Raw genomic sequence first — 19,918 nt, forward strand, 5'->3', positions numbered from 1 at the left:
CATCCCACTTCGCTCCTGAGATTCACCCGCAAGGGAATTTGAAAAATGAATGAACTGACCAAATTCACCAACCAGCTGGCTAAGCCGGAAACATTCGACCAGATCCAGATTGGTATCGCCTCACCAGAGCGTATCCGTTCGTGGTCATTCGGCGAAATCAAAAAGCCGGAAACGATCAACTATCGTACGTTCAAGCCTGAGCGTGACGGCCTTTTCTGTGCGCGCATTTTTGGCCCTGTGAAGGACTACGAATGCCTGTGCGGTAAGTACAAGCGCATGAAGTACAAAGGCGTCGTGTGCGAAAAGTGCGGCGTTGAAGTCACCGTTACCAAAGTGCGCCGTGAGCGTATGGGCCACATTGAGCTTGCTGCTCCTGTTGCTCACATCTGGTATCTGAAGTCGCTGCCTTCGCGCATCGGCTTGCTGCTCGACATTCAGCTTAAGCAGCTTGAGCGCATCCTTTACTTCGAAAGCTATGTGGTGATCGAGCCGGGCCTGACCCCGCTTGAGAAATTCCAACTGCTGACCGAAGATGAGCTGCTCGAAGCGCAAGACGAATATGGCGAAGACGCGTTCTCCGCTGACATCGGTGCAGAAGCGGTCAAGGTCATGCTGATGGATCTCGATCTCGAACAAGAGCGCGACGATCTGATGGAAGAGCTGGCGACGACCAAGTCGACGCTCAAGCCTAAGAAGATTATCAAGCGTCTTAAGGTCGTTGAGAGCTTCATCGATTCAGGCAACCGTCCTGAGTGGATGATCCTCGAAGTGATCCCTGTGATCCCGCCTGAGCTGCGCCCGCTGGTGCCGCTGGATGGTGGTCGTTTCGCGACGTCCGATCTCAACGATCTGTATCGCCGCGTGATCAACCGTAACAACCGTTTGAAGCGTCTGATTGAACTTCGCGCGCCTGACATCATCGTCCGCAACGAGAAGCGTATGCTTCAAGAAGCGGTTGACGCACTGTTCGACAACGGTCGCCGTGGCCGTGTCATCACCGGTGCCAACAAGCGTCCGCTGAAGTCGCTGTCTGACATGCTCAAGGGCAAGCAGGGCCGCTTCCGTCAGAACCTTCTGGGTAAGCGCGTCGACTATTCAGGTCGTTCGGTCATTGTGACCGGTCCTGAGCTTAAACTGCACCAGTGTGGTCTTCCAAAGAAGATGGCTCTCGAGCTGTTCAAACCGTTCATCTACGCACGTCTGGATGCGAAGGGTCTGTCGATGACCCTCAAGCAAGCGAAGAAGTGGGTCGAGAAAGAACGCAAGGAAGTCTGGGACATCCTTGACGAAGTGATCCGTGAGCATCCGGTTCTGCTGAACCGTGCGCCTACGCTTCACCGTCTCGGCATTCAGGCGTTTGAGCCCGTTCTGATCGAAGGTAAAGCGATCCAGCTTCATCCGCTGGTCTGCTCGGCCTTTAACGCTGACTTTGATGGTGACCAAATGGCGGTCCACGTGCCGCTCAGTCTCGAAGCGCAGCTAGAAGCACGCGTTTTGATGATGTCGACCAACAACATCCTTTCGCCTGCCAATGGTAAGCCGATCATCGTTCCTTCGCAGGATATGGTTCTGGGTCTCTACTACCTCTCTATGGAGCGGCAGGAAAAGACGCCTGAATTCCTCGACAATGATGATGGCTCCAAGGTCGAGAAACTGCCGCGCTTCGCCGATATGGCCGAAGTGCATCACGCTCTCGAAACCAAGGCTGTGACACTTCACACCAAAATCCTCGCCCGCGTTCCGCAGGCCGATGAAGATGGCAACATCGTTATGCGCCGGTTTGAAACCACTCCGGGCCGCATGCTGATCGGTGAGTGTCTGCCAAAGAACAGCAAGGTTCCTTACGACATCATCAACCGCCTTTTGACCAAGAAGGACATCGGTGACGTGATTGACGAGGTGTATCGTCACACCGGTCAAAAAGACACGGTGCTGTTCGCTGACGCGATCATGGTGCTGGGCTTCCGCAACGCATTTAAGGCCGGCATCTCCTTTGGTAAGGATGACATGATCATTCCTGACGCCAAGGAACCGCTGGTTGAAGAAACCAAGGCGCTGGTTGCTGATTATGAGCAGCAGTACCAAGACGGTCTCATCACGCAGCAGGAGAAGTACAACAAGGTGATCGACGCCTGGTCCAAATGTGGTGACCAGGTTGCTGACGCCATGATGGCTGAGATTAAGGCGACGCCAATCGACGCTGATGGCCGCGAGAAAGAGATCAACTCGATCTATATGATGAGCCACTCCGGTGCGCGTGGTTCGCCAGCGCAGATGAAGCAGCTTGCCGGTATGCGCGGTCTGATGGCTAAACCTTCAGGCGAGATCATCGAAAACCCGATCATCTCGAACTTTAAAGAAGGTCTGTCGGTTCTCGAATACTTCAACTCAACCCACGGCGCGCGTAAAGGTTTGGCCGATACCGCTCTGAAGACGGCGAACTCGGGTTACCTGACCCGTCGTCTGGTTGACGTTTCGCAAGACTGCGTGATCGTTGAAGAAGATTGTAAGACCGAAAACGCGCTTGAAATGCGTGCCATCGTGCAAGGCGGTAGCGTTATCGCCTCGCTTGGTGAGCGTATTCTGGGTCGGACCGTTGCCGAAGACATCGTCAATGCGGCAACCGATGAAGTGATCGTGAAAGCTGGCACTTTGGTTGATGAGCCAATGGTGAAAGAAATCGAAGCGGCTGAAGTTCAGTCTGCCAAGATCCGTTCACCGCTGGTGTGTGAAGCTGACCAAGGCGTTTGCGGCACCTGCTATGGCCGTGACCTTGCACGCGGTACTCCCGTCAATATCGGTGAAGCTGTCGGCGTTATCGCTGCTCAGTCAATCGGTGAGCCGGGCACGCAGCTGACCATGCGTACCTTCCACATTGGTGGTGCAGCGCAGCTGAACGAAACCTCGCACCTTGAATCGATCTCGGACGGTAAAGTCGAATTGCGCGACATGCCGACCATCGTCGACAAAAAGGGCCGCATCCTCTCGCTCGCTCGCAATGGTGAAATCGCTGTGATCGATGCCGAGGGCCGGGAACGTGAAATGCACAAAGTGCCTTACGGTACTGTCATCATGTTCAAGGACGGCGCGAAGGTGAAGGAAGGCGATCGTCTGGCTGAGTGGGATCCGTTCACTCTGCCGATCATCACCGAGCAATCAGGTGTGGTGAAGTATCAGGATCTGGTCGAAGGCACGACGCTGGAAGAGCAGACCGATGATGCCACAGGTATCGCTCAGCGTGTTGTGACTGAAAACCGAGCAACTGGCCGCAAGAAGAAAGAGGAACTGCGTCCGCGCATGATCCTTCAGGGCGAAGGCCAGACCATTGAGGATGAAACCGATGCGCAGCGTTATATGCTCGCACCGGGCACAACCCTTTCGGTTGAAGATGGCCAGACGGTTGAAGCGGGTGACATCCTTGCGCGTGCATCGCGTGAAGCTGCCAAGACCCGTGACATTACCGGTGGTCTGCCACGTGTGGCCGAACTGTTCGAGGCGCGTCTGCCAAAGGACATGTCGGTCATCGCCAAAATCTCGGGCAAGATCGAGTTCGTTCGCGAATACAAAGCGAAGCGCAAGATCGCGATTGTGCCTGAGGAAGGTGATGCAGTCGAATACCTGATCCCCAAAACCAAGGTGATCGACGTGCAAGAGGGCGACTTCGTGAAGAAGGGTGATACCCTGATTTCCGGATCGCCTAACCCGCACGACATCCTCGAAGTTCTGGGTGTTGAGGCGCTGGCTGAATATCTCGTCAATGAGATTCAGGAAGTGTACCGACTGCAGGGCGTGAAGATCAACGACAAGCACATCGAGGTGATCGTTCGCCAGATGCTGCAGAAGGTTGAGATCACCAAGGGCGGCGACACCACGTTGCTTCCAGGTGAGCAGGTCGATCTGGCTGAAATGCTCGAAGTGAATGCCAAATTGGGTAAGGGTAAGGAGCCTGCTGAAGGCAACCCGATCCTGCTCGGCATTACTAAGGCGAGCTTGCAGACGCGCAGCTTCATCTCTGCCGCCTCGTTCCAGGAAACCACCCGCGTTCTGACGCAGGCTTCGGTTGAGGGTAAGAAGGACACGTTGATCGGTCTCAAAGAGAACGTGATCGTGGGTCGTCTGATCCCGGCAGGTACGGGTGCAGGCATGAACCGCATGCGTGTGACCGCCTCCAGCCGTGACGCTGCGCTGAAAGCTCAGTGGAAGAAGCAGCAGGACGCGCTTGCCGCGGCTGGCGCTGTCGAATCTGAGCCAGCTGCTGATCCGGTCTCAAGCGAAGAGGCCATGAAGGCAGCTATGGGAGGTGGTTCTTCGGATGCTCCGGCAGCTGAATAAACCGCGCCTCAAACGCCAATAAACAGCCCCGCTGCAACTATGGTTGCGGCGGGGTTTTTCGTTTGGCCAACAGAGCATTCATCACGGGTACTGCTTTGCAAGCGCATGTAATTTCCACCAAGGACAAGGGGAGGAAATCACATGAAGAAATTCGCAGTTCTTAGCGGCGCTCTTGCGGTGTTGCTCACTTCAGCACCAGTGTTCGCGCAGGATACAGTGGTCGTGACAGGCGCACGACAGGACCGCTCAGCGCTCAATGCCTATTTGCGCCCACGCGGCGGCGGCGGCCCATCGGCCATCGGAGTTACGCGCCAGGCGGATTACTTTGTGACACCGCTCTTTGTGAGTTCCGATTCGCGCGACCGTGAGGTGCGCACGGAGGAGCTGTTCACGATGCTGGGCGAAACGCTCCAATTGGCTGAACGCGAGGGCATCACGTTAGTGGCGGGGACCTACACGCTTGAACCTGTGACGCTCGCGAATATGCGGGAATTGCCGCTTTTGGGTGGCAATCGTCCAGACACCAACCGTGTCCAGATCTATGCGCGTATCCCATTGCGAGGCGAAGACCCCAAGGTAAGCAGCACAGCAGAACGCATCGCGGCCTTTGTCAAACGCGTGCCCGCCAATGGACGGTCCTTCATCGATGTTGGCGGGACCTCACTAGCGATCGATAATCCCGAACAATATCGCCGCGATGTCGTGCGCCATATCGCCAAGGAGTCGACGGACTATGCGGACATGTTCGGCAGCGGATATGGCGTGCGGATCGAAGGCCTCGATGGCGACCTATACTGGCAGCAAGCTAGCGAGACCGAGGTGTTCCTCTATATTGAGCACAGCTTCGTTATTCAGGCGAGCTAGCGCTAAGCGGCCCTATTCCAAGGTTGGTGCCACGGAATCGCCCAACACGATGCGCGAGAACGTGGCTTGCGCGTAATCACCGTTGGCCCGGTCGACTTCCCAGTCACCGGTGCCAGCGCATCCCGCATACCAATTGCCTCCGCCAGTTCGGGTTGAGCATTGGTTGTAAACGCCGGCTTTGAAATACAGCGAGTCCCCACCATAGGCGTATGGATTGTCGAGCCGATCCGCCCCGCGCACAAGGCTGCGAGACTGCACGACTGTGCCCAAACGCTCGTTGTGGAACGTCAGGTACATCGTGTTTTCGTGGACGTTGATTGAATAGCTAAATTCTTCACCCAGCGCGATGCCAGCTTCGCCGGGGTCTTCGTTATAGTCCCAGTTTCCGCCAAACACCGGCACAGACAAGTCGTTACGATTTTCGTCGTCGCGGGCGAGATTGCGCTCGTAATTCCAGAAGACGACGCCGTAGTCATGGCCGGGGTATTTCTTGTAGTAGATTTTGATCGGTTCATTGCCATAGCCAAAGCCGCTGCGTGTGCTGTCGAGTTTGACTGCGTGGATCTGTCCAACCACGACGGAATAGGCGGCGCGGGTCGTGGGGTCGCCAGCATTCACTGCGACGTGATCCACTTTCAATGTGGCCTCAAGCCTTCCGCCAATCGCGCCAAAATGATCGGAATCGCGCCGTGCAGCGACGGAGAAATTGTTTCCAGGATCGTGCGTGCCAATGCGCGTGTTGGTCCCGCGGATCATTTGCCGCAATTCGCTGCGCGTGTTGGAAGTGTTCGCGGTGGTCGTCGCTTTGTTGGGTGATGCGAAGACGAGGTGACCATCATCATTCACATAGAAGAAGTCGGGATGCGAGTAGGATTGGATCGCGCGCACATCCACTTCATCGGCGCGGTTATCGCCATTGTCGTCTAGCGGCAGAGTGATCTTCCAATGGCTAAGGTCAAACGTCTCTGCTGGCAAAACGCTCTGCGTGTCTTGCGCAACGGCGATATTGGCAGCGCCTAAAAGCGCGGCGCTAGCGGTTAATCCGCTGACCAATTTAGTGAGGCGTGAAAAGCCCAATGCCATAGAAACCATCCTGTCCTACCAATTGTGTTATACCAATTTGGTATATGTTCTAGCCCATTGAGTCTGAACAGCCAATGGCTACGGGAAAGAAGCCGCAAATCGATTTATACTATTGCGACGCACTCGCATTAGCAGTAATGGTGGTTCTCACAGTATCGGAGAATCGCGCCAATGAACAAGCAACCGCCCAGCACAACCGCCTCTGGATGGGTAAAGCGGTTGGCCCGGCCGTCTGAAATTCGATCTCTCCACCCGATAGCTGGACGCTTTATCTATGCGCTGCGCCTGATCGCCCTACACGAAAGGGCGAAACGCGATCCGGTGCCAGAGCTCGCCATGCGGCTGGGCAATATGGAATTGGCCGCAAAGTCACTCGCTTTCGCACAGGCTATTTCTGCTTGTTGGCCGGAGAATATCCGTGTCTCGCGCTTTTGTTGCGAATTCCTGACCCATGACGAAATCACAGTGGGCGCACTCATCAACAGCGCGGCCAACCGCGATCCTCTGGAATTTGAGCGGGTTACGGACGGCTTTATCCGCCATGACCGATCGCTGCGCCTCTGGGATGCAGTGCTCGACTTGATCGATGCCGAGTTCAAGAACTGAGCCAATCTCTCTGGTCCGCGTAACCGCGTTGCTCGACCAAGACAGACATACTTGCTGGGCTTGCGGGGAGGGGCGCAGGGCTTTACCGGGTCGGGCATGACAATTACCCGTTTTGCCCCTTCGCCCACTGGCCGCTTGCATGTCGGCAACATCCGAACCGCGCTCCACAATTGGATGCTCGCCGCCCAGTCTGGCGGAGAATTCGTGCTGCGGATCGACGATACAGATGCAGCGCGCAGCAAAGAGGAATATGTCGATGCGATCCGCGCTGACCTCGCTTGGCTTGGGATTGAAGCGGCGCGCGAAGAGCGCCAGTCTGACAGGCTTGATGCCTATGAGGCCGCTTTTGAGCAATTGAAGGCAAGCGGCCGGATCTACCCCGCCTATGAAACGCAGCAGGAGCTGGAGCTTAAGCGCAAGGTCCTTTTGGGCCGCGGTCTCCCACCGATTTATGATCGCGGCGCTTTGGAATTGAGCGATGATGAGCGCGTGGCCAAGGAAGCTGAAGGCATTCAGCCTCATTGGCGTTTCAAGCTGGATCATGACGAAGCGATCAGTTGGGAAGATGGCGTTCGCGGCAATGCCAAATTTGATCCCGCGCTGCTTTCCGATCCAGTGATCCGGCGCGCTGATGGCTCGTGGCTTTATATGCTGCCCAGCACGGTCGACGATATCGATATGGGCATCACACAGGTGCTGCGCGGCGAGGATCACGTGTCGAACACTGCGGTCCAAATCCAAATGTTTACCGCTATGGGGGCAACTCCACCGACCTTTGCGCATGAGGCTTTGTTGGTGGGCAAAGAGGGCAAGCTATCCAAACGGCTAGGCTCGCTTGGCTGCGATACCTTCCGTGAGCGCGGGATCGAACCCGAAGCGATTATCGCTTTGCTGTCGCGCCTTGGTACTTCGCAACCGGTTGAGCCGATTGCGGATCGTGCCAAGCTGCTTGAGACATTCGACCTGTCCACCTTTGGCCGCGCGCCTGCAAAATTTGACGATGCTGAGTTGGAGCGGGTCAACACGGCGATTGTTCACGCGATGCCTTATGAGGCGGTGAAGAACCGCTTGCCCGATGGGATGGATGAAGCGGGTTGGCACGCTGTGCAGCCCAATATTGCAACCGTTGGCGAAGTCGCAGAATGGTGGCGGCTGGTCACAGGCCCGATTGAACAACCCGAATTTTCTGATGAAGATCGCGCATATCTGGCACAGGCGCTCGAAACGCTTGCATGGGGCGATGATCCATGGGGGGCGCTGACATCGGCGCTGAAAGATGCAACGGGGCGAAAAGGCAAACAGCTGTTCTTGCCTCTTCGTCAAGCGCTGACGGGCATGAACCACGGCCCGGATATGGGCGAATTGCTCCCGCTGATCGGTGAGGCCGAGGCGCGCGCGCGGTTGGAGCAGGCTGCTGCGTAAGTAGCTGTTTGTTAACCAACCTGCGCCATCATCCCCGCGACTTTCGATTGGGTGCAATCATCGGGGGGTATTGATGGCAGTTGCTGCAAAGACTCAGAAACAAGACGGAACGCTTTGTGGGATCAAAGCGATCGTGCGGTACCGCGTGCGCTCCAAAATGGAGATGGACGTGCTGGATGTGGCCGAAGGCGGCTGCATGCTCGATGCACGTGGCTGGTCGGTCCGGCCAGACGAGCGCGTGCTGGTCAAGTTTTCAGGATTGGGCGAGATTGGCGCGACCGTCATCTGGATCGAAGATCAAAAATGCGGCCTCGCCTTTGAAGAGCCTCTAAACGATATCGTGCTCAGCCACATTCTGGCCTGATCCGCATACGTGATGACGCCAAGGCGTCACCCGCCATGCTTTTCCAATTCATCCCCGGTCAGCGTCACGACATGCAGCAGGTTCGTTGAGCCCGGCGTTCCAAACGGTACACCCGCCAGCACGATTTGCTTCGATCCCGCGTTGCCAAAACCATGGCGCAGAGCCATGCGTTTGCCTTTTGCGATCATCTCTTCAAAACTGCCAATATCCTTTGTCACCACGGCATGCGCGCCCCACAGCAAAGCGACGCGCCGCGCTGTTTTGAACAAAGGTGTCAGGACGAGGATCGGCGTATCAGGCCGCTCACGTGAGACGCGTCGCGCGGTCGATCCGCTCATGGTGAAGACTGTGATGGCGGTGATTGGCACTGTCTCAGCAATGGTCATGCAGCTATGCGCAAGCGCGTCTGACGTGGTCGAATCTGCCGGAATTTCGAGCATGCGCACGCGGTTCTTGTAAAGCTCATCGCCTTCAACCTGACGCGCGATTGAGTGCATCATGGCGACCGATTCTTCAGGCCAATCGCCTGCTGCACTTTCGGCTGAGAGCATGACAGCATCAGCCCCATCATAGACCGCATTTGCAACGTCGGAGACTTCGGCGCGGGTTGGCATCGGGCTTTCGATCATGCTTTCGAGCATTTGCGTCGCCACGATCACCGGCTTGCCAGCGCGGCGCGCGGCGTTGACGATTTTCTTTTGCAGTGGCGGCACTTCGTAAGGCTCTAGCTCAACGCCCAGATCGCCGCGAGCGACCATGATGCTGTCTGAAAGGTCGATAATCTCATCGAGTCTGCCAACCGCTTTGGGTTTTTCGATCTTGGCGCAAAGCGCAGGTCCAGGGCCGCTTCCCACATGTGAGGCAATCAGTTTGCGTGCCTCAGCCATGTCTTCGGGGCGCTGGACAAAAGAGAGTGCGATCCAATCAGCGCCTTGCGCCACCGCAAAAGCGAGATCCTTGCGATCTTTCTCGGTAAGAGCGGGGATAGGAACCTCGGCATCGGGCACGTTCACGCCTTTGCGATCAGAGATTACGCCGCCCACTTCGGCCGTGCAGAAGATGCGGTTCTCGTCCGCTTCCTTCACGACCAGTTTGATCTTGCCATCATTGATCAGCAAGCGCTGGCCGCGCTCCATAATACCGAATAATTCAGGGTGAGGCAGGCATACACGGCTGTCATCGCCCGGCGCTGGATCACGGTCGAGCGTGAAGTGCCCCGAATGGCGGATCACCGCTTGCCCACCAGCAAACTCGCCCACGCGCAGCTTTGGCCCTTGCAAATCGGCAAGGATCGCAATCGGACGTGCAAACTCTTTTTCCAGCTCGCGGATCGCGGCGATCGCCTTGGCATGGTCATCATGACTGCCATGGCTCATATTCACGCGGAAAGCGTCAGCGCCCGCTTTGAAAAGCTTGCGCAGCATTTCCGGCGTGCGGCTGGCAGGGCCGATTGTCGCCAAAATCTTGACCTTGCGACCGCGCGGGTCGATCCGTGTCTGGTCGCGTCGTTTATGCTTGCTGGTTGTCATGCCGTTTCAGATCCCGTTTTCGCCGCTATGGCACAGCAAATTTGCAACTCAAGGAAAAGCTCATGTCCGTTGAAAATGATCCGCTTGATACACTTGATGATGCCATTGCCGCTACGGCTTTCCGGCGTCTTGTAAGACATTTGCGACATCGCCATGACGCCCAAAACATTGAACTGATGGGGCTCGCGGGATTTTGCCGCAATTGTCTGGCGGACTGGATTCGCGATAGTGGCTTTGATGGAGACAAGGCCGTTGCGCGCGAATTGATCCACGGCATGCCTCAGGACGAATGGAAGGCAACGCGCCAGACGCCCGCTACAGCAGAGCAATTGGCGGCAATGGAGGAAAGTCTGAAGCGCAACCAGACGCCCTCAGATTGATCCGCGCTCGAGCCGGAACAGCTCCACCTCGCCATAATTCTTGGGCAGAATCACGCGTCCAACGGAGGTAAATTTGCACTCATTGCAATCATCCATCAGCAGGGCTGCGGCAAAGCTTTCGGTGCAATAGACGCCGCCAACGGGAGTGACAGGCTCGATCCGCGCGGTGCGGTTGACCTCGCCGCCATACCACAGCCGGTTGCCGGTGATGCGGTCCGTGCCGACCCAGATTGGCCCGTAGTGCACGCCGGTTCGCATGCCAGCCGCCGCACCTTCCGGGATGAGGCCTTCGGGTACATCGCGCAATTCATCTTGCAGCCGCAATGCAATCGCAGCGGCAGTGCGCGGTTCATCAATAACCGCATAGATCGCATCACCCCATGTGTTGCGAAACTCCACATGGTCGCCAAATTCGTGGAGCACCTGTGCGATCCGGCCCATCACCACGTCCATAAAATCAGGCAGGGCGCGCTCCCCGATGCGCGAGAACCCTTTGTAATCGGCAAAGATGATAGAGCGGATTTCGCGCCGCGTTCCCTGCCCAATCGGTGCTCGCTCAGGAAATTTTAGATCGCGCGGTACGGGACCGGCTGCGATGGTGATCGTCTCTTTCCCCAAATCCTGCCACAGCTTCATATCAGCTTTGGTCCCGGCGATCCCGGTGTTGGAAAAGCTGGCAAACGAGTCCGATACCACGGCCAATTGCACCGCCTCACAACCGCGTTTTTGCGCACGCAATACCGCAAGCCCCATGGCGTATAGCGTGTTGTAAGCAAACTGGTTGTCGTCGCCGACATAATCAGCAGGCGTTGCAAAGCTCACCGACTTTGCCGCCTTTCGGCACGCATCATAGCGCGGCAGCCAATCATCGCCGCCGCACCGCACGCTTTCTTCGATAAAGTCGTTTTCCGCAAAGGGGAGCACAAGGTTCAGCTCTGCACCGCGATCCAGCAAGGCCTCAGCGATCAGAATATCCGCGCCACATGCCAGCGGGCCAAAGCCGACCGAGATATCATGCGCTGCCAGTTCATCGCTAATCCGTGCAGCGAGCACGGTTTCAGCATCGCTGCCTGCATTAAACATGTGGCCGCAAAAGACTGCGACATTGCCCCCGGCGGGTTCATTTGAAGGCTCTTGCTCAGCCAGCTTTCCAACAACAAGGTCTTCTGGCCCCGGCAAGTCGATATTCTTCGCCATTCGCGTAGAGCCCCCAATCAAAGCCGCATTGCATAGCTATGTTGCAACAGCGCGATCCTACAGAATGGCATCATGTGCGCAAGCCGGTGGAGAATCTACGCAAATTCACTTTGCACATTGGCTCACACTGGTAAGCGTTCTGCCAACACACAAAACTGATTCTCCCGGAGTATGAATAAAAATGGCTGAAGCCACCGATGATCGCCTGCGCCTTTTGATTGAGCGCATCGAACGCCTTGAAGAAGAGAAAAAAGGCATCGCTGACGATGTCCGCGATGTTTATGCCGAGGCAAAGGCGGTGGGTTACGACACCAAAATCATGCGCCAAATTATCAAACTGCGCAAAATGAAACCCGATGAACGCAGCGAGCAGGAAATCATCCTCGACACTTACAAAGCGGCACTGGGAATGGGCTAAATCTAGCTGCGCTTAGCCGCTTAAACTGGCAAGCGCGGCAATGCCTAGGGCGCTGGCATTGTGCAGGGCGTGCAGCAATATCGCGCCCCATAATCCCACTCGCACGCGGACATAGCCCGCCAGACTGCCCAGAACGAATTGCGGCAGGACGAGCGGGAGCAGCATCCACCATGCGCCTTCGTTGAAGTTGAAAATATGGATCAGCGCAAAGGCGGCGGCGGAGAACCAGAAAAACAACGGGAAACCGCGCGCGAACCAGCCAATGGCAGGCCGCGTGCTCCATGCGAACAGTGCTCCTGCCGCAGCGGCTAGACCCAGCGCGAACAACGCAAAACCAGCAAGCGGCGCGGCTGCGTGCAAAACGCCTGCGCCCACCAACCCAATTGCTAGTGCGACCAATGCGGCAAGATGTGCAGGTTTGCCCGATAGCCATCCTCGAAAGGCCAGCTCCTCCATCACCGGCGCGCCGATAGTCACCGCCAGCACAATAGTGAGCGTGAATTCGACATCGGCCAATGCGGTCTTGGGCAAATACAATCCCGCCGCAATCGCAATACTCGCTGCGACCACCAGCACGAACATAGCGATCATGTCGAGCAGATAGATGCGCGCTATCAGTGTCAGCGCGCCGCTTTCTGGTCCATCGCTCTCCAATCGCGGGCGTTTGAGGAAAACGGCAAGCCTGCGCCATTCACCGGTCAGCGTTGCTGGCGCGGCGATTGCCCCTGAATTGGGCATGTTTGGTGTAGTGAGAGGGCTTGTCGGCATATCGCTCATGGGGCTAAAGCGCTTGGCATTAATTTCAGCTCAAGAACAGCAGCAAAAAGAGTTCACATGGCAGGCCATTCCAAATTTAAGAACATCATGCACCGTAAGGGTGCTCAGGACAAAAAACGTTCGAACCTGTTTTCTAAGCTTTCGCGTGAGATCACCGTGGCGGCCAAAATGGGTACGCCAGACCCGGATATGAACCCACGCCTGCGGCTGGCGGTCAACACGGCCAAAGCGCAGTCTATGCCCAAGGACAACATTCAGCGCGCGATTGATAAAGCGTCGGCAGGCGATGATGAGAATTACGAAGAGGTCCGCTATGAAGGTTATGGCCCCGGCGGCAGCGCGATCATTGTCGAAACGCTGACCGACAACCGCAACCGCACCGCCACAGCAGTGCGCACCGCATTCAGCAAACATGGCGGCAATCTGGGCACCGAAGGATCGGTTCAGCACGGCTTTGAGCGGCTTGGCCTGATCGAATACCCGGCTGATGCTGGCGATGAAGACACCGTGCTCGAAGCGGCGATGGAAGCGGGCGCAGAGGACATTGAAAGCTCGGAAGACGGCCACACAATCTGGACCGCTGCTGACGATCTGCACCAGGTTGCAGGGGATCTGGAGAAAGCCTTGGGCGAGGCGTCCAACGTGAAGCTCGCTTGGAAGCCCAACATCACCGTTGAGATGGATGAGAAAGGCGCTGGCACTCTCCTCAAACTGATCGACGTGCTCGACGATGATGACGATGTGCAAACCGTCTGGGGCAATTACGAAATCAGCGATGAAGTGATGGAGAAGCTCGACTGAGGGCGCGCGAATGGCTTTTTGCCATAGCGCTGGGCTCAGCCTTTGTGCTCGCCATTCTTTGGCGGTTGGGGTTTTTGGTCGGGCTTTGACTTTAAAGGTGCACGACCAATGACCTTCATTTTCGCCTCTTCCAAACAGCTCCTATTCGCTGCGTGCTTGGCCACGGCCTCTTGCGCAACAGGCGCCTCGGAACCGAGCCCTCAGCGACCAGCGCTTTTCGAGTGCGCTGACGAAACGCATTCGGTCCGTTTGTTGGGCGATGAGGAGGGCACGGTCACACTGATCATTGGTGATGTTGGCCATGGCCGCTTGGAACACACTGTCGCGCTTGGCGATGAAACTGTGCGGGCCGGCAACGTGGTCGGCCAGATGGGCGGCTATCAAAACCACCTGAGGATCACCGTGGATGGCTCGCACTATATTCTGCTTCACGGTCTTGATGGTTCGGCGACACAGCAACCCGGTCGCACCTATGCTGGGGTTACTTTGGTCGAAGGCGATTTTGAGCGAGAATTGCGAATAGCGGACTGCGCCAGCACGCCGCTCAATTCGAGCCTTCTCGAAAATGTTGATGCACATGCCAGATCCAGTGGCGCGCTGACCCCGCAAAGCGAACCAGATAACGGCCCGTTCAACGGCTGGTTCTGACCTTTGATTATTCTTGGCCTCGACCCCTCACTTTCCTGCACCGGCTGGGGTGTAATCCGGGCGCACGGCACGCGGCTGTCGCATCTCGCCAATGGCCAAATCCCGACCAATGCCAAGGCTCCGATGGTGGAGCGTTTGGCAAAGCTTCATGCCGAAATCGCTGCTGTAATCGCTGCGCACAAGCCAGACCGGGCAGCGTGCGAAGAGGTGTTCGTCAACGAGAACCCGCAATCAACGCTCAAACTGGCTCAGGCGCGCGGGAGTGTGCTGGCGGCTTGCGGTTCAGCGGAATTGAGCGTGAATGAACACGCCGCGCGGCTGGTGAAAAAGGCGGTTGTGGGCACAGGCGGTGCAGACAAGAAACAGGTCGCCGCGATGGTCAAAGTGTTGTTGCCGGGCACAACGATTGCAGGCGCTGATGCAGCCGATGCATTGGCCGTGGCCATAGCGGATGCGCATCTGGTGCGCCGCTAGGGCTGACTATTCGAAAGCCGCGATTTCATCTTCGCCGAAGTTCGAACGGCGCAGCGCGAAGGCTCCGCGCACGCCTTGGACCATATAGATTAGTAGTAGGGTTGTGATGACCAGACCCACCCCGATCGACAGGCTAGCCAGTTGAACCAACAGTCCCAAAGCCATGATCAACGCGACAGCCGATCCCCAGAATGCGCCTTTTCCGGCTCGCAATCTGAACCCGGCAATGAGAGCAATGACCAAGTTCACTGCAAGAGGCGTAAGCAAAATGACGCCAGATGCGGGATCGTCTTCGACGATTATGTCTGCTGAAAAACCCAACATAAAGACACCGCCAAGCACGAGGAAGCCAGCATAGATAAAGCACGCCAGCGCGCCTTGATCGGCAGCGCTTTCAGCGCCCATGCGGGTTTCCAGATCGATATTCCAAAACGCCATTGTGTCCCCCTCTCACTGCGCATAGGTGTGGCGCTGAAACGCAGCCTGCGCAAGTTGCCGGATGTGGACATTTGAAGAGAAGCACATGACGATCCATTTCTATGGCATTCCCAATTGCGACACGGTCAAAAAGGCCCGCAAATGGCTTGAGGCAAACGGTCTCGAATACGTCTTTCACGACTATAAGAAAGAAGGCGCAGATGCCGCCAAAGTCGAGAGCTGGATCGCGGATGCGGGCGTCGAGGTGATCCTCAACAAGCGCGGTACTACCTTCCGCAAATTGTCTGATGCGGAAAAAGCCGCAGCTGAGGACAGTCACGGCGCGGTCGCATTGCTCGTTCAGAACCCTTCAATGATCAAGCGGCCAGTGGTCGAACATTCAGGCGGCCTTCTGGTCGGTTTCAAGGAAGATACATGGTCCGCTACGCTACTCTAGCGCTTCTTTTGGGCGCTGCACTTTTCAGCCAGCCGGCTTTGGCTGATGGGCATTCGGAAGGAACGCATATGCCAGATCGCCCGCTCATCATTGCTCATCGCGGCGCTTCGGGTGAACGGCCTGAGCACACCCTTGCCGCCTATGAGCTTGCGATTGATTTGGGTGCCGATTTTGTTGAGCCCGATCTCGTTGTCACCAAAGATATGCACCTCGTCGCCCGGCACGAAAACGAGCTGTCGGGCACCACGGATGTGGCGAACCGCGAGGAGTTCGAAGTTCGCCGCCGGACCAAGAATATAGATGGCCGCCAGGTCGCCGGATGGTTTGCAGAGGACTTCACGCTCGCCGAATTGCGCACTTTGCGCGCGCGCGAGCGGGTGGGCAATATCCGGCCTGCCAACGTGGCCTATAATGACCTGTATCAAGTGCCGACCTTTGCTGAGATCGTTCAACTGGTGCGGGCGAAGGAAGCCGAGACCGGGCGCACAATTGGCCTCTATCCTGAGCTAAAGCATCCGACCGCGATCCTCGAAAATGAGGGGATTGATATGGTCGATCTGATGGTTCGCGAATTGCGCCAGCATGGCTTCGACGGGGCCGATGCGCGCGTGTTCGTGCAAGTGTTCGAAATCAGCCCTCTGCAAAGGCTCAATCAACGGGTTGATACGCCGCTGATCCTGCTCGTCCATCCAGAAGGCGGTCCTTACGACGAGCCAGACATGCGCTGGACCGATGTGATCACGCCTAGTGGTCTGGCCGAAGTTGCCGAATATGCGGACGGGATTGGGCCGTGGGTCGGCTATACGATCGACATGCAAACGCTAGAGCCAACCTCGCTGGTGACAGACGCGCATGAAGCAGGCCTGCAGGTGCATCCATGGACATTGCGCAAGGAAAATGGCTTCCTGCCCGCCTCGCTCCAAGGTGAAGGTGGCCCAGCCGACGAAGGGCAATATCGTAAATTCTGGTCCGCGGCGATTGCGGCCGGGTCCGACGGCTTCTTCGTCGACAATGTCCGCGAATTTGTGGAGCTGGTTGGCGAGTAATTAGGCTCGCTTCGCGCTCAATATGTAATTGAGCGCTTCGTCCCCTGACAGGTGTAATCCATTGCCTGGTCGCCATGCGATGCCGCGTCGTTCGGTTACTTGAAGGCCGGCGGCGTTGAGCAATTCTTCAAGCTCTTCGGGTGTGACAAAGTCTTCCCAATGATGCGTGCCCTTGGGCACATAGCCTACCGCCTCTGCAGCTCCCACGAGCAGCAGCCGCGATGCGGCAGTGCGATTGGGAGTGGACATGACCAGCAATCCATCAGGCGATAGCCGCGCGGCAACATCGGCAAGGAAGGCGGGTTTGTCCGCGACATGTTCAATCACCTCTAGACTGGTGACGAGGTCAAACTTGCCAATATCCAAACTTGCCACTTCGCCCGCCATATAGCGGATGTCGAGCCCGCCAGCTTCAGCGTGAGCAGCGGCGGCGGAAACATTCTCACCCGCTGCATCGACGCCCGTTACTTCGGCGCCCAAGCGGCATAGCGGTTCGCACACCAACCCCGCGCCGCAGCCAATATCGAGGGCGGTCTTGCCAGCCAGCGGGCGGATCGAGCGGCTGTCACCGCCAAAATGTGCATCAATCGCGCTGCGAATAAACTCCAGCCGCACCGGGTTCACTTCATGCAGAGACGCCATCTTGCCCTTGGGGTTCCACCAATCTTTGGCAAGATCAGCGAAGAAATCTGCTTCTTCTGGACGGATTGTTACGTTTGGCATGTCAGTTACGTTTGCGTTTCCCATGCGCCCTCGTTAGCAGCGCGCAAGAGCCCTCACTAGAGAAACCTCACCAGCGGGAGTATTCGCACTTTGTCGCGTATCGTGATGAAATTTGGCGGCACATCGATGGCCGGAACCGAACGCATTCGCCGCGTCGCCAATATTGTGCGCGCGCAGGCGAAGGGCGACAATGAAGTCGCCGTGGTGGTCAGCGCGATGGCAGGTGAAACCGATCGCCTGATCAATTTCTGCCGCGAGGCCAACGCGCTTTATGATCCGGCGGAATATGATGTGGTCGTTGCCAGCGGTGAACAGGTCACAAGCGGCTTGCTCGCACTGACACTGCAATCTTTGGGAGCCAAGGCGCGCAGTTGGCTCGGCTGGCAGATCCCGGTGAAGACGGTGGAAGCCCATTCCAAGGCCCGCGTTGAAACGATTGATGCGCCCGAAATGCTCGCCAGTATGCAAGATGGCGAGATCGCTGTCGTACCCGGTTTTCAAGGCATTTCTGACGCAGGCCGTATCACCACATTAGGCCGGGGCGGCTCTGATACTTCTGCTGTGGCCGTTGCTGCGGCAGTCAAAGCGGATCGCTGCGATATCTACACCGATGTTGATGGGGTCTACACCACAGACCCGCGCATAGTTGCCAAAGCGCGCAAGCTGAAGGCTGTGACATACGAAGAGATGCTGGAACTGGCGAGCGTCGGGGCCAAAGTGCTCCAGACCCGCTCCGTGGGTCTCGCAATGAAAGAAGGGGTGCGCATCCAAGTGCTCTCCAGTTTCGTTGGCGATGACGCGGTTTCAGCGGATGAACTGCCCGGCACTTTGATTGTGTCGGATGAAGAAATGGACGAGCTTGTAGAGAAGGGCCTTATGGAACGTCAGCTTGTAACCGGTATCGCGCATGACAAGAATGAGGCGAAAATCATCCTGACCCGCGTGCCGGATAAGCCGGGCGCGGTGGCCGATATCTTTGCACCGCTCGCCGATGCGTCGATCAATGTAGACATGATCATTCAGAACGTGGGCCGCGATAAGGGTGAGACCGACGTGACCTTCACCGTGCCGCAGGCTGATCTTGCCCGCGCGCAGGCTCTATTGGAAGATCGGCGTGAGGCGATTGGCTTTAACCGGATCATCACTGATGACCATGTGACCAAGATCAGCGTTGTGGGCGTCGGGATGAAGAGCCATGCGGGGGTCGCCAGCACGATGTTCCGCGCCTTGTCGGATCGCGGCATCAATATTCAGGCGATTTCTACGTCTGAGATCAAAGTCAGCGTTCTTATCGATGAGGACGAGACTGAGCTGGCCGTTCGCGTGCTGCACACGGCCTATGGATTGGATGCAGAGGACTAAAAGCCTGCGTTGGCTAATGGGCTAACTCGGCTGATGCCGCAGGGCACTCATTTGGTCGATGTTAACCATTTTTGGCAAGATTTCCTTAGGGCTTGAGGGCGGAATTCTGCGACTTCGCAACGGAGTCGTATGGTCATGGCCCTCAAAGCCCATTTGGAAAATACCCCTCAATCCATCGAAGGAAGGGGCCTTGCGCGCCGTTCTCTTCGCCTTGAAACCTCTGGCTCGATCGCGGGCGGTCGCACTGCCAATGTTACCGTCCATAACATCTCAGCCGCTGGTCTGCTGATTGAAACTGATCTGATGCTGGATGTGGGCGAAGCTCTGGCACTCGACTTGCCGCAAGTTGGCCCGGTGGGCGCAGAAGTCGTTTGGCAAAGCGACCGGCTGTTTGGCTGCGCTTTTGAGCAAGCTCTGGGTGAGGTTGCGCTTGCAGCGGCCGAACTGCGCGGCATGGCTCCAGGCCGGCAGGCACCACTTGCCAAAGCCCCTTCGCCCATCGCCGGAGCTGCAATCGACACATTAGGCGTTCGCCTGAACAAACTGCGCCGTGAGCGCGGGATGACACTGGCACAAGTCGCCTCCGCGCTTGGCGTCAGTAAGCCGACCGTCTGGGCGTGGGAAAAGGGCAAGGCGCGGCCTTTGCCTGAACGGATCGGCGCGATTGCGGGAATTTTGGGCGTTGAGCCAGAGGAATTGAGCGGTGCTGGAGCGGGCAGTCAGGGCGCACTTTTGGTCGATGAGTGTAGACTACGCATTGCCACCGAGTTTGGAACAGACCCAAATCGTGTACGTATCATGATTGAGGTTTGATGCCGTGAATTGGTAAAATTACGTATCACGCCGAAATAAAACTGCTAGTCATGGTAAATGAATTACAACGTTGATTCGAAATTTAGTTGAATAATATAACAAAGCTGACAAGAATTAGTCAAGTGCTACGGAAAAGGGGCTTCTGTAGTTAGTTTAATTGGAAAATTTAGTTAACTTGGTGAGCGACTAAACTTTTGGCTTGACG

General features: G+C 56.7%; 20 protein-coding genes. 14 read left to right on the forward strand and 6 right to left on the reverse strand.

Features of this window, described 5'->3' with window-relative positions:
- Positions 1–45: 45 nt before the first annotated feature.
- Complete coding sequence (gene rpoC / locus AC0V6N_RS14920) at positions 46–4,332, forward strand: DNA-directed RNA polymerase subunit beta' (RefSeq protein WP_486172326.1); 4,287 nt, start codon at positions 46–48, stop codon at positions 4,330–4,332.
- Between the two features lie 141 nt (positions 4,333–4,473).
- The gene (locus AC0V6N_RS14925; RefSeq protein WP_486172327.1) at positions 4,474–5,196 is read left to right on the forward strand and encodes a hypothetical protein; all 723 of its coding nucleotides are present in this window, start codon (positions 4,474–4,476) and stop codon (positions 5,194–5,196) included.
- A gap of 12 nt (positions 5,197–5,208) precedes the next feature.
- On the opposite strand, the gene AC0V6N_RS14930 is transcribed toward AC0V6N_RS14925, so the two are convergent.
- A complete protein-coding gene (locus AC0V6N_RS14930) occupies positions 5,209–6,279 on the reverse strand; it encodes a polysaccharide lyase family 7 protein (protein ID WP_486172328.1) in 1,071 nt (356 codons plus the stop codon).
- Positions 6,280–6,450: 171 nt separating this feature from the next.
- On the opposite strand from AC0V6N_RS14930, the gene AC0V6N_RS14935 reads away from it, so the two are divergent.
- The 3 genes from AC0V6N_RS14935 to AC0V6N_RS14945 all read left to right on the forward strand — a co-directional run bounded on the left by AC0V6N_RS14935 (position 6,451) and on the right by AC0V6N_RS14945 (position 8,671).
- Positions 6,451–6,885 (forward strand): DNA-directed RNA polymerase subunit beta', encoded by a 435-nt coding sequence (locus AC0V6N_RS14935; protein ID WP_486172329.1) that lies wholly within the window; start codon positions 6,451–6,453, stop codon positions 6,883–6,885.
- Between the two features lie 96 nt (positions 6,886–6,981).
- Complete coding sequence (gene gltX, locus AC0V6N_RS14940; protein WP_486172330.1) at positions 6,982–8,307, forward strand: glutamate--tRNA ligase; 1,326 nt, start codon at positions 6,982–6,984, stop codon at positions 8,305–8,307.
- A 73-nt stretch (positions 8,308–8,380) separates the two neighbouring features.
- Positions 8,381–8,671 carry a PilZ domain-containing protein gene (locus tag AC0V6N_RS14945; RefSeq protein ID WP_486172331.1) on the forward strand — a complete coding sequence of 97 codons (291 nt, stop codon included), beginning with the start codon at positions 8,381–8,383 and terminating at the stop codon, positions 8,669–8,671.
- A 26-nt stretch (positions 8,672–8,697) separates the two neighbouring features.
- On the opposite strand, the gene pyk is transcribed toward AC0V6N_RS14945, so the two are convergent.
- Positions 8,698–10,200: a pyruvate kinase gene (gene pyk / locus AC0V6N_RS14950; RefSeq protein WP_486172332.1), complete on the reverse strand. Its 1,503-nt coding sequence runs from the start codon at positions 10,198–10,200 to the stop codon at positions 8,698–8,700.
- Positions 10,201–10,262: 62 nt separating this feature from the next.
- Between pyk and AC0V6N_RS14955 the strand changes: the two genes are divergently transcribed.
- Positions 10,263–10,580, forward strand: a complete 318-nt coding sequence (locus tag AC0V6N_RS14955) for a DUF1244 domain-containing protein (protein WP_486172333.1) — start codon at positions 10,263–10,265, stop codon at positions 10,578–10,580.
- On the opposite strand, the gene AC0V6N_RS14960 is transcribed toward AC0V6N_RS14955, so the two are convergent.
- Positions 10,572–11,777 (reverse strand): adenylate/guanylate cyclase domain-containing protein, encoded by a 1,206-nt coding sequence (locus tag AC0V6N_RS14960; RefSeq protein ID WP_486172334.1) that lies wholly within the window; start codon positions 11,775–11,777, stop codon positions 10,572–10,574. The two genes, AC0V6N_RS14955 and AC0V6N_RS14960, sit on opposite strands and share 9 nt — an antisense overlap.
- Positions 11,778–11,958: 181 nt before the next feature.
- Between AC0V6N_RS14960 and AC0V6N_RS14965 the strand changes: the two genes are divergently transcribed.
- The gene (locus tag AC0V6N_RS14965; protein WP_486172335.1) at positions 11,959–12,195 is read left to right on the forward strand and encodes a DUF2312 domain-containing protein; all 237 of its coding nucleotides are present in this window, start codon (positions 11,959–11,961) and stop codon (positions 12,193–12,195) included.
- Positions 12,196–12,207: 12 nt separating this feature from the next.
- On the opposite strand, the gene AC0V6N_RS14970 is transcribed toward AC0V6N_RS14965, so the two are convergent.
- Positions 12,208–12,972: a CPBP family glutamic-type intramembrane protease gene (locus AC0V6N_RS14970; RefSeq protein ID WP_486172336.1), complete on the reverse strand. Its 765-nt coding sequence runs from the start codon at positions 12,970–12,972 to the stop codon at positions 12,208–12,210.
- A gap of 57 nt (positions 12,973–13,029) precedes the next feature.
- On the opposite strand from AC0V6N_RS14970, the gene AC0V6N_RS14975 reads away from it, so the two are divergent.
- The 3 genes from AC0V6N_RS14975 to ruvC all read left to right on the forward strand — a co-directional run bounded on the left by AC0V6N_RS14975 (position 13,030) and on the right by ruvC (position 14,895).
- On the forward strand, positions 13,030–13,773 hold the full coding sequence (locus tag AC0V6N_RS14975; RefSeq protein WP_486172337.1) for a YebC/PmpR family DNA-binding transcriptional regulator: 744 nt from the start codon (positions 13,030–13,032) through the stop codon (positions 13,771–13,773).
- Positions 13,774–13,881: 108 nt separating this feature from the next.
- Positions 13,882–14,421 (forward strand): hypothetical protein, encoded by a 540-nt coding sequence (locus AC0V6N_RS14980; RefSeq protein ID WP_486172338.1) that lies wholly within the window; start codon positions 13,882–13,884, stop codon positions 14,419–14,421.
- Positions 14,422–14,424: 3 nt separating this feature from the next.
- Complete coding sequence (gene ruvC, locus AC0V6N_RS14985) at positions 14,425–14,895, forward strand: crossover junction endodeoxyribonuclease RuvC (protein ID WP_486172339.1); 471 nt, start codon at positions 14,425–14,427, stop codon at positions 14,893–14,895.
- 6 nt (positions 14,896–14,901) lie between these two features.
- Here the strand turns inward: ruvC and AC0V6N_RS14990 are convergent, their stop codons facing one another.
- Positions 14,902–15,333, reverse strand: coding sequence for a hypothetical protein (locus AC0V6N_RS14990; RefSeq protein WP_486172340.1), 432 nt, complete (start codon positions 15,331–15,333; stop codon positions 14,902–14,904).
- Positions 15,334–15,418: 85 nt separating this feature from the next.
- Between AC0V6N_RS14990 and AC0V6N_RS14995 the strand changes: the two genes are divergently transcribed.
- Both AC0V6N_RS14995 and AC0V6N_RS15000 read left to right on the forward strand, forming a co-directional pair.
- The gene (locus tag AC0V6N_RS14995; protein WP_486172341.1) at positions 15,419–15,769 is read left to right on the forward strand and encodes an ArsC family reductase; all 351 of its coding nucleotides are present in this window, start codon (positions 15,419–15,421) and stop codon (positions 15,767–15,769) included.
- A complete protein-coding gene (locus tag AC0V6N_RS15000) occupies positions 15,748–16,815 on the forward strand; it encodes a glycerophosphodiester phosphodiesterase (RefSeq protein WP_486172342.1) in 1,068 nt (355 codons plus the stop codon). The genes AC0V6N_RS14995 and AC0V6N_RS15000 overlap by 22 nt, the downstream gene beginning before the upstream one ends.
- Here the strand turns inward: AC0V6N_RS15000 and ubiG are convergent, their stop codons facing one another.
- Positions 16,816–17,562 (reverse strand): bifunctional 2-polyprenyl-6-hydroxyphenol methylase/3-demethylubiquinol 3-O-methyltransferase UbiG, encoded by a 747-nt coding sequence (gene ubiG, locus AC0V6N_RS15005; RefSeq protein WP_486172343.1) that lies wholly within the window; start codon positions 17,560–17,562, stop codon positions 16,816–16,818. It abuts the gene before it with no gap.
- A gap of 66 nt (positions 17,563–17,628) precedes the next feature.
- Between ubiG and AC0V6N_RS15010 the strand changes: the two genes are divergently transcribed.
- Both AC0V6N_RS15010 and AC0V6N_RS15015 read left to right on the forward strand, forming a co-directional pair.
- Positions 17,629–18,900, forward strand: a complete 1,272-nt coding sequence (locus AC0V6N_RS15010; protein ID WP_486172344.1) for an aspartate kinase — start codon at positions 17,629–17,631, stop codon at positions 18,898–18,900.
- Positions 18,901–19,035: 135 nt separating this feature from the next.
- The gene (locus AC0V6N_RS15015) at positions 19,036–19,713 is read left to right on the forward strand and encodes a helix-turn-helix domain-containing protein (RefSeq protein ID WP_486172345.1); all 678 of its coding nucleotides are present in this window, start codon (positions 19,036–19,038) and stop codon (positions 19,711–19,713) included.
- Positions 19,714–19,918 lie beyond the last annotated feature (205 nt).

This window comes from Erythrobacter sp. S57(2025) (assembly GCF_057365055.1).